The organism is Bacteroides congonensis (assembly GCF_900130125.1).
Lineage (GTDB): Bacteria > Bacteroidota > Bacteroidia > Bacteroidales > Bacteroidaceae > Bacteroides > Bacteroides congonensis.
This window is the reverse complement of the sequence record NZ_FQXY01000006.1, coordinates 318,256-333,079: the sequence shown is the minus strand read 5'-3', so window position 1 is coordinate 333,079 and position 14,824 is coordinate 318,256. Positions and strand designations below refer to the sequence as shown.

Genomic DNA, 14,824 nt, shown 5'->3' with positions numbered 1-14,824 from the left:
GGTCGTCAAAGACGATGACGTTGATAGGATGCAGGTGTAAAGGTGGTAACATCATAGCCGAGCATTACTAATTGCCCGTTCACTTTCTTTTGGACTTGTACGGGGCGCGATATATACGTTTAGCTGTTGCTAATTTTACTTTTCATCATGTCATAACCTTCTTCAGGTGGTTATAGCACGAGGGTTCCACCTCTTCCCATTCCGAACAGAGAAGTTAAGCCTCGTCACGCCGATGGTACTGCGTAACAGTGGGAGAGTAGGTAGCCGCCGTTTTTAAGAAGCCCCTTGATTCAACGAAAGAATCAAGGGGCTTTCTGTTTTTGGTAGTTCTAGAAAATTTTGCTATATTTGCCACCGACAATTATTTTATTAAACGTTTAAAGCAAATTTGAAAGGTATGAAAACTAAATTATTTTTGGCTGCCGTGGCAGTAACATTTTCTTTTGCAGTGATCTCTTGTACTGGTAACAAAACTACTAACGCTGCCGCTGAAGGCGAAGAAGCAACTGTGGAAACAGTAGAAGCTGCTGCTATCGTTGAAGCTGATTCTTGCTGCCAGGCTAAAGATTCTTGTGCTGCTGCTTGTGATAAGAAAGCAGACTGCGATAAGAAAGCTGATTGCGCAGAAAAGAAAGGATGCTGCGATAAGAAGTAATCTATTGATTTAGAACAATAAGACAAAAGGGGGATGGAGTGAACGAAAGCACTCTGTTCCCCCTTTTTGTTTAATGGAATATGCCCTCTATTCGTGATATATTTTAGTTAATATTCGGGTTTAACTTATGAAATGAAATTTTATTCGATAAAAAAGTAACGTTTTATTTGGTGGTAACGAAATAATCCATACCTTTGCACCGTCAAACTATAAAAAGAGACAAGAAATGAATCAAATGTTTATACATATTCTACTATGCGGTATTATTATTCTACTATCAAAGGTTAGTGGAAGTGAGTGCTGCGCGTAAATGTGTATAAATGAAGATATACGAAAGCCTTTCTCACTTCCAAGTGTGAAAGGCTTTTTTTAATGCTAATAATTACATAATATAAAAAGAATATGGACAATAGGTTATTTATTTTTGATACCACCCTTAGGGATGGCGAACAGGTTCCGGGATGCCAGTTGAATACAGTGGAAAAGATTCAGGTAGCAAAGGCATTGGAACTGTTGGGGGTAGACGTGATTGAAGCCGGATTTCCCATTTCAAGCCCGGGTGACTTTAATTCAGTAATTGAAATTTCTAAAGCGGTGACTTGGCCTACTATCTGTGCTCTGACCCGTGCCGTTCAAAAAGATATTGATGTAGCTGTCGATGCGTTGAGATTTGCAAAGCATAAACGTATTCATACAGGTATCGGCACTTCCGATTCACACATTAAATATAAGTTCAACTCGAATCGTGAAGAAATTATCGAGCGTGCGGTAGCTGCCGTGAAATATGCCCGTCGTTTTGTAGACGATGTAGAGTTCTATGCAGAAGATGCCGGTCGTACGGACAATGAATATCTGGCGCGTGTAGTAGAAGCTGTTATCAAGGCAGGAGCTACGGTAGTCAATATACCGGATACGACCGGTTATTGTTTGCCTTCGGAATATGGGGCTAAGATTAAATACCTGATAGACCATGTAGACGGCATTGAAAATGCAATCCTTTCCACTCACTGCCACAATGACTTGGGTATGGCCACTGCCAATACGATTGCAGGTGTTTTGAATGGTGCACGCCAGGTGGAAGTTACCATCAACGGTATCGGCGAACGTGCCGGAAACACTGCGCTTGAAGAAATCGCGATGATTATCAAGAGCCACCACGAAATTGACATTCAGACTAATATCAATACACAGAAGATTTACCCGACCAGCCGCATGGTATCGAGCCTGATGAATATGCCGGTGCAGCCGAATAAGGCTATCGTAGGTCGCAATGCCTTTGCCCACTCTTCGGGTATCCATCAGGATGGTGTGTTGAAGAATGTACAGACGTATGAGATTATTGATCCGCATGATGTGGGTATTGACGACAACTCAATCGTATTGACTGCCCGTAGCGGACGTGCCGCTTTGAAGAACCGCCTGACTATCCTGGGTGTTGAGTTGGATCAGGAAAAACTGGATAAGGTTTATGAAGAATTCTTGAAGCTGGCAGATAAGAAGAAAGATATTAACGACGATGATATTTTGGTATTGGCAGGTGCGGACCGTAGCGGGAACCACCGTATCAAACTGGAATACCTGCAAGTGACAAGTGGTGTCGGGGTTCGTTCGGTAGCCAGTCTGGGATTGAATATTGCCGGTGAGAAGTTTGAAGGCTGTGCCAGCGGTAACGGTCCGGTAGATGCAGCTATCAAGGCATTGAAAAAGATTGTAGACCGTCACATGACGCTGAAAGAATTTACTATTCAGGCTATCAGCAAGGGAAGTGATGATGTAGGTAAAGTTCATATGCAGGTGGAATACGATAATCAGGTTTATTATGGTTTCGGCGCGAATACGGATATTATAGCCGCTTCGGTAGAAGCCTATATCGACTGTATCAACAAATTCAAACCGTAAAGAAGAGACTCGTAGCGACTCAGCGTTACAGGGATTGACTAAAAATAGTAAATAGTAATTAGTAAAATAGTAAATAAACAGATGAATACATTATTTGATAAGATATGGGATGCCCACGTGGTGACTACCGTGGAAGATGGCCCTACACAGCTTTACATTGATCGTCTATATTGTCATGAAGTAACAAGCCCGCAAGCCTTTGCCGGATTGCGCGAGCGTGGAATCGGGGTGTTGCGCCCGGAAAAGGTGTTCTGTATGCCCGACCACAATACGCCGACTCACGATCAGGACAAGCCGATTGAAGATCCTATCTCCAAGACACAGGTGGATACTCTGACGCAGAATGCCAAGGATTTCGGCCTGACACATTACGGCATGATGCATCCGAAGAATGGTATTATCCATGTGGTAGGCCCGGAACGCGGTCTGACACTGCCGGGAATGACCATTGTTTGCGGTGACTCTCACACTTCTACTCACGGTGCCATGGGGGCGATTGCTTTCGGTATCGGAACGAGTGAAGTGGAAATGGTACTGGCTTCGCAATGTATCCTTCAGTCAAGACCGAAAACGATGCGTATCACTGTGGACGGCGAACTGGGCAAAGGGGTGACTGCAAAAGACGTGGCTCTGTATATGATGTCCAGGATGACTACCAGTGGCGCTACCGGATACTTTGTAGAATATGCGGGTTCGGTGATTCGCAACATGACAATGGAAGGACGTCTTACGCTCTGTAACCTTTCTATCGAAATGGGTGCACGTGGTGGTATGGTTGCTCCTGACGAAGTGACTTTTGAATATATCAAAGGTCGTGAGAATGCTCCGAAAGGAGAAGAGTGGGAGAAAGCAGTGGCACACTGGAAAACACTGAAGAGTGATGATAATGCCGTATTCGATAAGGAAGTACGCTTTGACGCGGCCGATATCGAGCCGATGATTACCTACGGAACGAACCCGGGAATGGGTATGGGCATCACTCAGCATATCCCTACTACTGAAGGAATGGGCGAAGCCGCACAGGTTTCTTTCAAGAAATCATTGGATTATATGGGATTCGAGCCGGGTGAGTCTTTACTGGGCAAGAAGATTGACTATGTATTCCTGGGTGCTTGTACAAACGGTCGTATTGAAGATTTCCGTGCGTTTGCTTCTTTGGTGAAAGGTCGTAAGAAAGCGGACAACGTAATCGCATGGCTGGTGCCGGGTTCCTGGATGGTAGATGCGCAGATTCGTAAGGAAGGCATTGACAAGATACTGACAGAAGCAGGTTTTGCTATCCGTCAGCCGGGATGTTCCGCTTGTCTGGCGATGAATGATGATAAGATTCCTGCCGGCAAATATTCGGTATCTACCAGTAACCGTAATTTTGAAGGTCGCCAGGGACCGGGTGCACGTACATTGTTGGCCAGTCCGCTGGTAGCGGCTGCGGCTGCGGTGACTGGTGTGATTACCGATCCGAGGGAATTGATGTGATTTCAATCGTAAATAGTAAATCGTTAAATAGTAAATATCAAGATGGCTAAGACAAAATTTAATATCATAACAAGTACTTGTGTACCCCTGCCTTTGGAAAATGTAGATACCGACCAGATTATTCCGGCCCGTTTCCTGAAAGCAACTACCCGTGAAGAGAAATTCTTTGGTGATAACCTTTTCCGTGACTGGCGTTACAATGCCGACGGTTCTCTGAATCAGGATTTTGTGTTGAACAATCCTACGTACAGCGGACAGGTATTAGTGGCAGGAAAGAACTTCGGTTCCGGTTCGAGCCGCGAACACGCAGCCTGGGCGATTGCCGGATATGGCTTCCGTGTGGTGGTATCCAGTTTCTTTGCCGATATTCATAAAAACAACGAGTTGAACAACTTTGTGCTTCCCGTGGTTGTTACCGAAGAATTCCTGCAAGAACTGTTTGATTCGATTGAAGCGGATCCGAAGATGGAAGTGGAAGTGAACCTTCCCGAACAAACCATCACCAACAAGGCGACAGGTAAAAGTGAACATTTCGAAATCAATGCTTACAAGAAACATTGTTTGATGAACGGATTGGACGATATAGATTTCCTGCTAAGCAATAAAGACAAAATAGAAGAATGGGAAAAGAAGGCGTGAAAATAGAAGTCATGGACACAACGCTCCGTGATGGTGAACAAACCAGCGGAGTATCTTTTGTGCCTCATGAGAAGCTAATGATCGCCCGTTTGCTATTGGAAGATTTGAAGGTAGACCGGGTGGAGGTTGCCTCGGCACGAGTATCGGAAGGCGAGTTTGAAGCCGTGAAGATGATTTGTGACTGGGCAGCCCGGCGCAATCTGCTCCAAAAAGTGGAAGTGCTGGGATTTGTAGACGGCCATACTTCGGTAGACTGGATACAGAGTGCCGGTTGCCGTGTGATTAATCTCCTTTGCAAAGGTTCGCTGAAGCATTGTACGCAACAACTGAAAAAGACACCGGAAGAACATTTGGCGGACGTTATCGACGTGGTGCACTATGCCGACGAGCAGGATATAACCGTCAATGTCTATCTGGAAGACTGGAGTAACGGCATAAAAGATTCTCCCGAATATGTATTCCAGTTGGTGGACGGATTGAAGGAAACGAGTATCAAGCGTTTCATGCTGCCCGATACGTTGGGAGTCCTGAATCCGTTGCAGGTAATAGAATATATGCGGAAGATGAAGAAACGTTATCCGAATACTCATTTCGATTTCCATGCGCACAATGATTATGATTTGGCGGTGAGCAATGTGCTGGCAGCGGTATTAAGCGGTGTCAAAGGATTGCATACCACCATCAACGGACTGGGCGAACGGGCGGGCAATGCTCCTCTCGCAAGTGTACAGGCTATCCTGAAGGATCATTTCAATGCGGTGACCAATATCGACGAAAGCCGTCTGAATGATGTCAGCCGGGTGGTAGAGTCGTACTCGGGTATCATGATACCTGCCAACAAGCCGATTGTGGGCGAGAATGTCTTTACCCAAGTGGCGGGCGTGCATGCCGACGGTGACAATAAAAATAACCTGTATTGCAATGACTTGCTTCCCGAGCGGTTCGGGCGTAAGCGCGAATATGCGTTGGGCAAGACAAGCGGCAAGGCGAATATCCGCAAGAACCTCGAAGACCTCGGACTGCAACTGGACGAAGAATCCATGCGCAAGGTGACGGAACGCATTATCGAACTGGGCGACAAGAAAGAACTGGTGACGCAGGAAGATTTGCCGTACATTGTTTCTGATGTATTGAAACATGGCTCGATAGGCGAGAAGGTCAGACTGAAGAGTTATTTCGTAAATCTCGCTCATGGCTTGAAGCCGATGGCAACGTTGAAGATAGAAATCAACGGAAAAGAGTACGAAGAAAGTTCGGGTGGAGACGGTCAGTATGATGCTTTTGTCCGTGCATTGCGTAAGATATATAAGGTGACGCTGGGACGTAAATTCCCGATGCTGACCAATTATGCGGTAACCATCCCGCCCGGCGGACGTACGGATGCGTTTGTGCAGACGGTAATCACATGGAGTTATGACGAACAAGTGTTCCGTACTCGTGGACTGGATGCCGACCAGACGGAAGCTGCCATCAAAGCTACTATGAAGATGCTGAACCTCATAGAAGATGAATATGAGAAAGAGTAAGCGGGATGCTGCTTGCCCGAAGCGAAGAATGTTTTTATAAGAATATATAAATAGAAGAATTAACAATTATGGATTTTAAAATTGCTGTATTAGCAGGCGACGGGATCGGACCGGAAATCTCAGTGCAAGGTGTAGAGGTAATGAGTGCCGTTTGCGAAAAGTTTGGTCACAAAGTAAGTTACGAACACGCCATCTGTGGTGCCGATGCGATTGATAAAGTAGGCGACCCGTTCCCGGAAGCAACCTATCAGGTTTGTAAGGATGCGGACGCTGTATTATTTTCTGCCGTAGGCGACCCGAAATTTGATAATGACCCTACTGCTAAGGTACGTCCTGAACAAGGTCTGCTGGCGATGCGTAAGAAATTGGGTCTTTTCGCTAATATCCGCCCCGTACAGACATTCAAATGCCTGATTCACAAATCTCCGTTGCGTGCGGAACTGGTAGAGAATGCCGATTTTATCTGTATCCGCGAACTGACCGGTGGAATGTACTTCGGTGAGAAATACCAGGATAACGACAAGGCTTATGATACCAACTATTATACCCGCCCTGAAATTGAACGTATCCTCAAAGTGGCTTTCGAGTATGCAATGAAACGCAGAAAGCACCTGACGGTGGTAGATAAGGCGAATGTCCTTGCTTCTTCCCGTCTGTGGCGTCAGATTGCACAGGAGATGGCTCCTGATTATCCGGAAGTAACGACTGACTATATGTTTGTGGATAATGCCGCCATGAAGATGATTCAGGAACCGGCATTCTTCGACGTGATGGTTACTGAAAATACATTCGGTGATATCCTGACAGACGAAGGTTCGGTAATCAGTGGTTCTATGGGCTTGCTTCCTTCTGCTTCTACAGGCGAGAGTACTCCGGTATTTGAACCGATTCACGGTTCATGGCCGCAGGCTAAGGGATTGAACATTGCTAATCCGTTGGCACAGATTCTTTCCGTAGCTATGTTGTTCGAATATTTCGACCTCAAAGAAGAAGGTGCGTTGATTCGTAAAGCGGTAGACGCTTCTTTGGACGCGAACGTACGTACACCGGAAATTCAGGTTGCCGGTGGTGAAAAATACGGAACGAAAGAAGTGGGACAATGGATTGTTGATTATATCAGGAAAGCTTGATAAACTCTGTTAATCAGGAGAAAAACCTGAATAATAAAAGCCTGACATCGGAAACGGTGCCAGGCTTTATTTTTTAAGATCGCTTGATGTCTTCTTTACCAGCTTTTAATTGTGGAATAGATAAGAATGCCGAGCACTGTCAGCAAGCCTGCGTAAATCGTGACTGACGACTGCTTTATTTCATTTCTTCTTATACGGGTGGACGGTTCTATATAAGCGGCTGCCTTATGGGCAAGGGCACTGAACATCCATCCGCCGAATCCGCCGATAATTCCGCCGACGAGTAAATCGCCGGGATAATGTACACCCAGGTAGATGCGGGTATAGCAATTGAGGATAGCCCATGTTACAATGAAAATACTTAACCAGCGTTTGCGGAATGTGAAGATCACATACATGGCAAGGCCGAATGAATTGGCGGCATGGCATGACGGGAATCCATAGCTTCCGCCACGATAGCCGTTGACAATATATACCATATCCACAATCGGGTTTTCGAGGTTGGCAGGGCGAAGCCGTGCTACAACCGGTCGGATAAGGCTGCTGCACATTTGGTCGGCAAAAGTGATTGTAAGGGCGATAGCCGCCACATAACAAAGTACTGCTTTCCAATGGAAGTTCTTAAGCAGGATATACAAGATGGTTGCGTACATAGGTACCCAAATAATCTTTCCGGTGAAGGAAGTCATAAAGTAATCCCAAAAAGGGGAGTGGATACCATTGAAAGACAGAAAGATACTGGTATCTATCTCTGAGAGGAATTTGACGATGTCTGTATTTACCATCATTCTTTATTGTTCTATTTTTTAACGCAGCAAATATACAATAAAGAATAGGAAATTGTCCTATATTACCTTATAAATCTTCTATAATACCTGCTTCCTATCGTTTGGCAAGATCGTCGTAGAGCTTTTGCAGGAAGGCTTTTCCTTTTTCCAGGTTCGCTCCTTTTTCCGTGCCTTCGTCGAGTTGTACGGTATTGGCATCCAGGTTATACACTAATTGATTTTCGGGAGTCACCATGCCGAAGAAGTTCGGCCGGGTGAAATATCCGAAATGCGGAGATGCCGGATTCATGATATCCTTGCTGAAGGTAAATTCATCGTGCGGCAATCCTAGCTGTGAAAGCAGGGTGGCGGCAATGTCAATTTGTGAAGCATAGGTATCTATGACACGGGGTTCTTTGATTGCTCCGCCAATTAGAATAAGAGGAATGGTCTGCCCGTCCAATGGATTTTCTATCGGATACGGGTAGACTCCTTGATGATCCGGAACGAGCACAAACACGGTGTTTTTCCATAGTGGAAGTTCCTTATATTGTTTGACGAAGTCGCCTACGCAGCTATCAGCGTAAGCGAAGGCATTGAGTCCTTTATCATCCAGTCGGTGAAACGGCACTTCAAACGGCTCATGGCTACTTGAGGTCTGAACGAATTTCAGGAAAGGCTCTTTTTGCTTTTCTTCTTTTATATCTTTCATCAGGCGTTGAAACAGGACATGATCCTGTGCTCCCCATTTGCTTGTACGTTCGGACAAGGGGAAATCTTTATCGCAAACGATTTTCTCAATGCCGGAAGACATTAAGTAAGAGCGCATATTGGTGAAATCCGCGTCTCCGCCGTAATAATAATCTAAACTATATCCGGCGTTTTTCAGGCTGCGCGGAATGGAAGGAAGTTTATCCGTCTTTTCGGGATACTTCATGATGCTGGTACTCGGCTGTCCGGGATAAGCGCTGATGATAGACGCTAGTCCGCGGTCGGTGCGGAAACTGCTGGCATAGAAGTTACTGAATAAAATGCCTTCTTTTGCGAATTTATCCATGTTGACAGCGACATTGGGCTGCCCGCCGAAAGTTTCCATCAGGTGTGTGGAGAAACTTTCGAGAATGATAAAGATGATATTCGGACGTTGGGTGTTCAATAATTGCGGGATGCTGTCTGTGGTTGTGACAGGCTTGTCGAGCATCGTTGCAAATAGTTCGTCCGCCACTTTCGGATCCATGAAGCGGAATTGCTTGTCGAAATTGGTCTGATGGGTAGCGGAGTACATGAAACTGAATGCCGGATTGATGGCGGCATGGTTCATCCGCTGATCCTGGCTGAAATATACTTTGCTCAAATTCATGGTCGATACGGTGAAACCGCCACGGATAGGAATAAAGAGGGCGGCTGTCAGCAACAGAAGTGCGAGAGAGACATTTTGTCGGCGATAGGGTATCTTCAATGGTTTTCTTTCGCGGATGAGCACCATATAGAATATGTAGTATAAGAGGGCGGCGTAGATAAACATCGCCAGTATGCCTAACAGGACAAACCAAAAGCTGACACTTGCCATAGCGTCTTTGGGCGAAGAGAAGAAATAGAAAATAGGGGTGGCATCCAGACGGAATCCCCAAAAGCCGTACAATCCGAGGTCAATGATAAAGATGCAAGCCATGACGAAAGCGATTATTCCGAAGTAGACTTGCCGGATGCGCCGGAGTATGGATGATTTTGTCCAGGCGGAAGCTATGAGTATAAATCCCGGAATGGCGGTGAGGTAGCCGGCGAGTGAAAGATCCAAAGGCAGTCCGTGCCACATGACACTGAAATAATCGCCGAAGGACACACCGCTATATAGTTCATGGTAGTAAACCATGAAGATAGGTTTTTGAAGAACGAACAGAAGGACAAACAAAAAATAGGTCGTGAGAAATTGTATAATTCTCTTTTTCATATCTGTAAACTTAAAAAGATTGAACGGATACAAAGTTACTATACTTTTCCTTATCTTTCTTATGATGTGATGTAAAACATACCTTTTTTTCCATATCTTTGCCCTAAATGTGACAAAAAATAAGGAATGAAATGGCTAAGATTGCAAAGAAACTAACAGATTTAGTGGGGAATACCCCCTTGATGGAACTTTCCGGTTATAGCGAAAAGTATGGTCTGAAACAAAATATAATTGCCAAACTGGAGTCTTTTAATCCGGCCGGAAGCGTAAAGGACAGGGTGGCTCTTTCGATGATTGAAGATGCTGAAGCACGCGGAGCGTTGAAACCCGGCGCAACAATTATTGAACCGACAAGTGGAAATACCGGTGTCGGACTGGCAATGGTGGCTACCATCAAAGGGTATCATCTGATATTGACTATGCCTGAAACGATGAGCCTGGAACGTCGGAATCTGTTGAAGGCACTCGGCGCTGAAATTGTGCTGACGGACGGATTGGGCGGAATGGCTGCTTCTATTGCCAAGGCAGAAGAGTTGCGTGATAGCATTCCCGGTTCGGTGATTTTGCAACAATTTGAAAATCCTGCCAATGCTGCCGCCCATGAACGTACGACAGGAGAGGAAATATGGCGGGATACGGATGGTGAAGTAGAGGTTTTTGTTGCCGGAGTAGGTACGGGCGGAACAGTTTGCGGGGTAGCCCGTGCTTTGAAGAAACACAATCCGGACGTTTATATAGTAGCGGTAGAACCGTCGTCGTCTCCTGTACTGGCAGGCGGGCAGGCAGCTCCGCATCGTATTCAGGGAATCGGGGCGAACTTTATTCCGAAATTGTATGACGCATCTGTGGTGGATGAAGTGATTGGTGTGCCCGATGATGAAGCGATTCGTGCCGGACGTGAATTATCGGCAACAGAGGGTTTGTTGGCAGGGATTTCTTCGGGTGCGGCGGTATATGCAGCCCGGCAGTTGGCAGAGCGTCCCGAGTTTCAGAACAAAAAAATCGTAGCGTTGTTACCTGATACGGGAGAGCGTTATTTGTCTACCGAGTTGTTTGCGTTTGACGCGTATCCGTTGGATTGATTTATTAATAATACCCGAACGATATGATAAGAATTATTATAGCATTGCTCTTTTGTTTTCCGGTTGCCATTTGTGCGCAGACTTATCAACAGTTGTCTGAAAAAGCAATCGAATGCATCGAGAAGGACAGTCTTCCCCAAGCTGAAAAACTTCTGCTTCAGGCATTGAAGTTAGAGCCGAAAAATGCAAAGAACGCCCTGCTCTTTTCTAATTTAGGATTGGTACAGCGCCGGTTGGGAGAGTTCGACAAGGCTTTGGAATCATATTCGTTTGCCTTGAACTTTGCTCCGTTGGCAGTACCCATTCTTCTTGACCGTGCTGCCATTTATATGGAAATGGGAAAGACAGACCGTGCTTACACGGATTACTGCCAGGTGCTTGACGAGGATAAACAGAACAAAGAAGCATTGTTGATGCGCGCTTATATTTATGTGGTTCGCAGGGATTATCCGGCTGCACGGATTGATTATAACCGCTTACTTGAGATTGACCCACAGAGTTACAGCGGCCGTTTGGGACTGGCTACCCTTGAACAGAAAGAGGGAAAGTTTCGTGAAGCTCTTGATATTCTGAACAAGATGATTGTGGAAGATCCTGATGACGCAATACTTTATGTCGCCCGTGCCGATGTGGAGCGTGAGATGAAACACGATGATTTGGCATTGGTGGATTTGGAAGAGGCTATCCGGCTGAACGCGTCATCGGCAGATGTTTATCTGTTGCGTGGAAATATCTATCTGACTCAAAAGAAGAAAGCATTGGCAAAAGCTGATTTTGAGAAAGCTATCTCTTTGGGAGTACCGCCTGCTGATTTGCACCAACAACTTCAACAGTGCAAGTAAAGCTATAATTAAGCAATTATATATTCCCGATTAGCATAAAGGAAAGCCCTTTATTATAAGAGTCGGTTCGTTCCACCTAGGTTTCCCTTTAGTTCCACTTGGGTAGGACTAAAGGGAAACCTAGGTGGAACTTAAAGACAACCACTGTGGAACGAATACTGATTAGTAAAGCGGCTCACTAATATATACTATGTGACTTACTAATATATGCTATCCAAGAATCTCTTTTATTCAACGAACTGCCTAATCAGCTTGACGAAGTCTTTTCCATATTTCTTTTTCTTATAGTCTCCGATACCACTGATTTCCCCGAATTCTTCAATGGTAGTAGGGCGTGAAATACTGAGCAAGTGCAAAACCTTGTCCGACAAGACAATATAGGCGGGCAGCGCTTCCTGGTCGGCAAGCTGTTTTCTTAGTCCTCGCAATGCTTCGAACAAATCCTCGCTTTCGCCGCCTGCCGCACCGAAGGGGAGTTCTTTGGCGATAACCACCTTCTTCTTTTTCCCTTTGGGAGTGGCAGCTTCTTCGTGGTGGATAACCACCAATGTTGCTTGTGTCCTTCCGAAAAGTATATCGCTTCCGCTTGACGTGATTTTGAGGTGGTTATTCTCATTATAAGCAATCTCGAAGTAGCCTAGTTGGAGCATTTGAAGCAGATAATCCTGCCAGTCGCGAGGTGGGATATCTCGCCCTGCACCAAATGTTTTAAGTTCCTGGTATCCTTTTCCGGTCACTTCCGCGGAGTAGCTTCCACGAAGAATATCAATCAATACACCTGTGCTGATTTGCTGCTCCGCACGTGCAATGGCGCTTAATGCTTTCTGCACGATAACCGTCCCGTCAAACCGTTGGGGAGGATTTTTGCAGACATCACAGTTGCCGCAATCTTCGGTAGTCGTTTCTCCGAAATAACTTAGCAGTATTCTTCTCCGGCAAATATCCGCTTCCGCATACTGCTGCATACGTTGCAGCTTTTCAATGTTGATACTTTGCTGGCTGCTTTCTGTGGCAAATTTGGTCAGTAATATCAAATCACCCAATGAATAAAACAATACAGTGTCACTTGGCAGACCGTCCCGTCCGGCACGTCCTATCTCTTGATAAAAACTTTCTATACTTTTAGGCAGATTGTAGTGGATTACCCAACGGACATTCGACTTGTCGATACCCATGCCGAAAGCAATCGTGGCACATACCACCTGAATCCGGTCATTGATGAAATCATCCTGCGTCTCGTCCCGTTGCTGCGCAGGCAATCCGGCATGATACACCCCGCAACGGATTCCCTGCTTCTGCAACATTTGGGCTACCGTCTCCGTCTTGCTTCGGCTCATGCAGTAAATGATGCCGCTCGCTCCCTCATGCCGACGGATAAAATCAAGGATAGCTTTATTCTTTTCCTTTGCCTGGAAACCGCGTTTTACCGTCAGGCTGATATTGGGCCGGTCGAAAGAAGAGATAAAGGTGCGGGGTTCGACAAGATGGAGTTGGCGGATAATGTCCCCGCGGGTGATTTTATCTGCGGTGGCAGTCAGGGCAACAATCGGTACTTGCGGGAATTGTTGATGAAGCACCCCCATTTGAGTGTACTCCGGTCGAAAATCGTGTCCCCATTGCGAAATACAGTGCGCTTCATCAATAGCGAACAGTGAAATATGCATATCTCGCAATAAAAAGTCTTTTTCTGCCAGTAATTTCTCCGGTGAAATGTAAAGCAGCTTCAAACGTCCCTCGATGCAGGCACGACGCAGGTTGGCGTTTTCCGTTTCGTCATTACTGCTGTTCAATGCTCCGGCGGCGACTCCGTTTGCCAACAATGCTTCCACCTGATCTTTCATTAATGAAATCAGCGGTGACACTACGACGGCAGTACCTTCGCAGAGCAGGGCGGGAAGCTGGTAACAGATTGACTTTCCCCCACCGGTAGGCATAAGCACTAACGCATCTTTCTTATTGAGAATGTGGCGGATGATATCTTCTTGCAAGGGACGGAAACTGTCGTATCCGAAATATTTTTTTAGAGTTTCTCTCATGGACGCTTGTTTTAACTTGCTGCAAAGGTACGTTTTTCTTTGACAATTTCCGCAATGTACGGATTTCAGTTTCCGAGATGAAATATAAAAAGGTTAAAGTTTCTTATTATTCGAGCTTATTCCCTCTTTTTCAAGGTTTTTGATTGTTTATTTAGAAAAAAAATGCACAAAATAATTGTGTGTTTAAAAAAAAAGTAAGACATTTGTAACATGTTACGTTGCAAATATGCGAGTACTAACAAATGAACAAACCCTAACCAGTTAATTCAATGAGTGATTTAGAGAACAAAAAATCGGAAGAAACTCCGAAAAAACGTCCCTACAATTTGAGGGAAAAGAAAGAAAAGAAGGCTGCATACAGGTCTTTAATCAGACCGGAATTGGCAGACGAGTTGTATGACAAGATACTGAATATCATCGTTGTGCAGAAAAAGTACAAGGATGCTGACTATTCAGCGAAAGATTTGGCGAAAGAGCTGAAGACGAATACTCGTTACCTTTCCGCAGTAGTGAACTCACGTTTCGGCATGAACTATTCTTGCCTGTTGAATGAATACAGAGTGAAAGATGCTTTGCATTTATTGACGGATAAGCGTTATGCCGACAAAAATGTGGAAGAGATTAGCGCTATGGTTGGCTTTGCAAATCGTCAATCTTTTTACGCTGCGTTTTACAAAAATGTAGGTGAGACTCCTAACGGATATCGCAAAAAACATTTGGAAAGTAAAAAGTAATTGCGCATTCCGAAATTAATCAAAAGGAATTACCTCTAAATGGAAGATTTTGGAGATAATTCCTTTTCTTATTTTTAATTAATCGAT

At 45.2% G+C, this 14,824-nt stretch carries 12 protein-coding genes and 2 rRNA genes; 11 read left to right on the top strand and 3 right to left on the bottom strand.

Features of this window, described 5'->3' with window-relative positions:
- The 8 genes from BQ7997_RS01315 to leuB all read left to right on the top strand — a co-directional run.
- A 23S ribosomal RNA gene (locus BQ7997_RS01315) occupies positions 1–92 on the top strand; the annotation flags it as partial.
- Between the two features lie 70 nt (positions 93–162).
- A 5S ribosomal RNA gene (gene rrf, locus BQ7997_RS01310) occupies positions 163–273 on the top strand.
- A 124-nt stretch (positions 274–397) separates the two neighbouring features.
- Positions 398–655, top strand: coding sequence for a hypothetical protein (locus BQ7997_RS01305; RefSeq protein ID WP_022136655.1), 258 nt, complete (start codon positions 398–400; stop codon positions 653–655).
- Between the two features lie 402 nt (positions 656–1,057).
- On the top strand, positions 1,058–2,554 hold the full coding sequence (locus BQ7997_RS01300; RefSeq protein WP_073342746.1) for a 2-isopropylmalate synthase: 1,497 nt from the start codon (positions 1,058–1,060) through the stop codon (positions 2,552–2,554).
- An 81-nt stretch (positions 2,555–2,635) separates the two neighbouring features.
- On the top strand, positions 2,636–4,030 hold the full coding sequence (gene leuC, locus BQ7997_RS01295; RefSeq protein WP_073342743.1) for a 3-isopropylmalate dehydratase large subunit: 1,395 nt from the start codon (positions 2,636–2,638) through the stop codon (positions 4,028–4,030).
- A 42-nt stretch (positions 4,031–4,072) separates the two neighbouring features.
- On the top strand, positions 4,073–4,669 hold the full coding sequence (gene leuD, locus BQ7997_RS01290) for a 3-isopropylmalate dehydratase small subunit (protein ID WP_073342741.1): 597 nt from the start codon (positions 4,073–4,075) through the stop codon (positions 4,667–4,669).
- Positions 4,651–6,195: an alpha-isopropylmalate synthase regulatory domain-containing protein gene (locus BQ7997_RS01285; protein ID WP_073342738.1), complete on the top strand. Its 1,545-nt coding sequence runs from the start codon at positions 4,651–4,653 to the stop codon at positions 6,193–6,195. Before leuD ends, BQ7997_RS01285 begins: the two co-directional genes overlap by 19 nt.
- A 68-nt stretch (positions 6,196–6,263) precedes the next feature.
- Positions 6,264–7,325 (top strand): 3-isopropylmalate dehydrogenase, encoded by a 1,062-nt coding sequence (leuB, locus tag BQ7997_RS01280; protein ID WP_022136660.1) that lies wholly within the window; start codon positions 6,264–6,266, stop codon positions 7,323–7,325.
- A 95-nt stretch (positions 7,326–7,420) separates the two neighbouring features.
- Here leuB and BQ7997_RS01275 read toward each other — a convergent pair whose 3' ends face one another.
- Both BQ7997_RS01275 and BQ7997_RS01270 read right to left on the bottom strand, forming a co-directional pair.
- Positions 7,421–8,110, bottom strand: coding sequence for a phosphatase PAP2 family protein (locus BQ7997_RS01275; RefSeq protein WP_073342806.1), 690 nt, complete (start codon positions 8,108–8,110; stop codon positions 7,421–7,423).
- 97 nt (positions 8,111–8,207) lie between these two features.
- Complete coding sequence (locus BQ7997_RS01270) at positions 8,208–10,043, bottom strand: LTA synthase family protein (protein WP_083589137.1); 1,836 nt, start codon at positions 10,041–10,043, stop codon at positions 8,208–8,210.
- A gap of 131 nt (positions 10,044–10,174) precedes the next feature.
- On the opposite strand from BQ7997_RS01270, the gene cysK reads away from it, so the two are divergent.
- Together cysK and BQ7997_RS01260 are read left to right on the top strand one after the other, a co-directional pair.
- On the top strand, positions 10,175–11,125 hold the full coding sequence (gene cysK / locus BQ7997_RS01265) for a cysteine synthase A (RefSeq protein ID WP_073342733.1): 951 nt from the start codon (positions 10,175–10,177) through the stop codon (positions 11,123–11,125).
- A gap of 23 nt (positions 11,126–11,148) precedes the next feature.
- Positions 11,149–11,967, top strand: a complete 819-nt coding sequence (locus BQ7997_RS01260) for a tetratricopeptide repeat protein (protein WP_073342730.1) — start codon at positions 11,149–11,151, stop codon at positions 11,965–11,967.
- 227 nt (positions 11,968–12,194) lie between these two features.
- Here BQ7997_RS01260 and recQ read toward each other — a convergent pair whose 3' ends face one another.
- On the bottom strand, positions 12,195–14,003 hold the full coding sequence (gene recQ / locus BQ7997_RS01255; RefSeq protein ID WP_073342727.1) for a DNA helicase RecQ: 1,809 nt from the start codon (positions 14,001–14,003) through the stop codon (positions 12,195–12,197).
- A 269-nt stretch (positions 14,004–14,272) separates the two neighbouring features.
- Here recQ and BQ7997_RS01250 point away from each other — a divergent pair, with 269 nt between their 5' ends.
- Complete coding sequence (locus BQ7997_RS01250; protein ID WP_022136666.1) at positions 14,273–14,737, top strand: helix-turn-helix domain-containing protein; 465 nt, start codon at positions 14,273–14,275, stop codon at positions 14,735–14,737.
- The last annotated feature ends 87 nt before the right edge of the window (positions 14,738–14,824 follow it).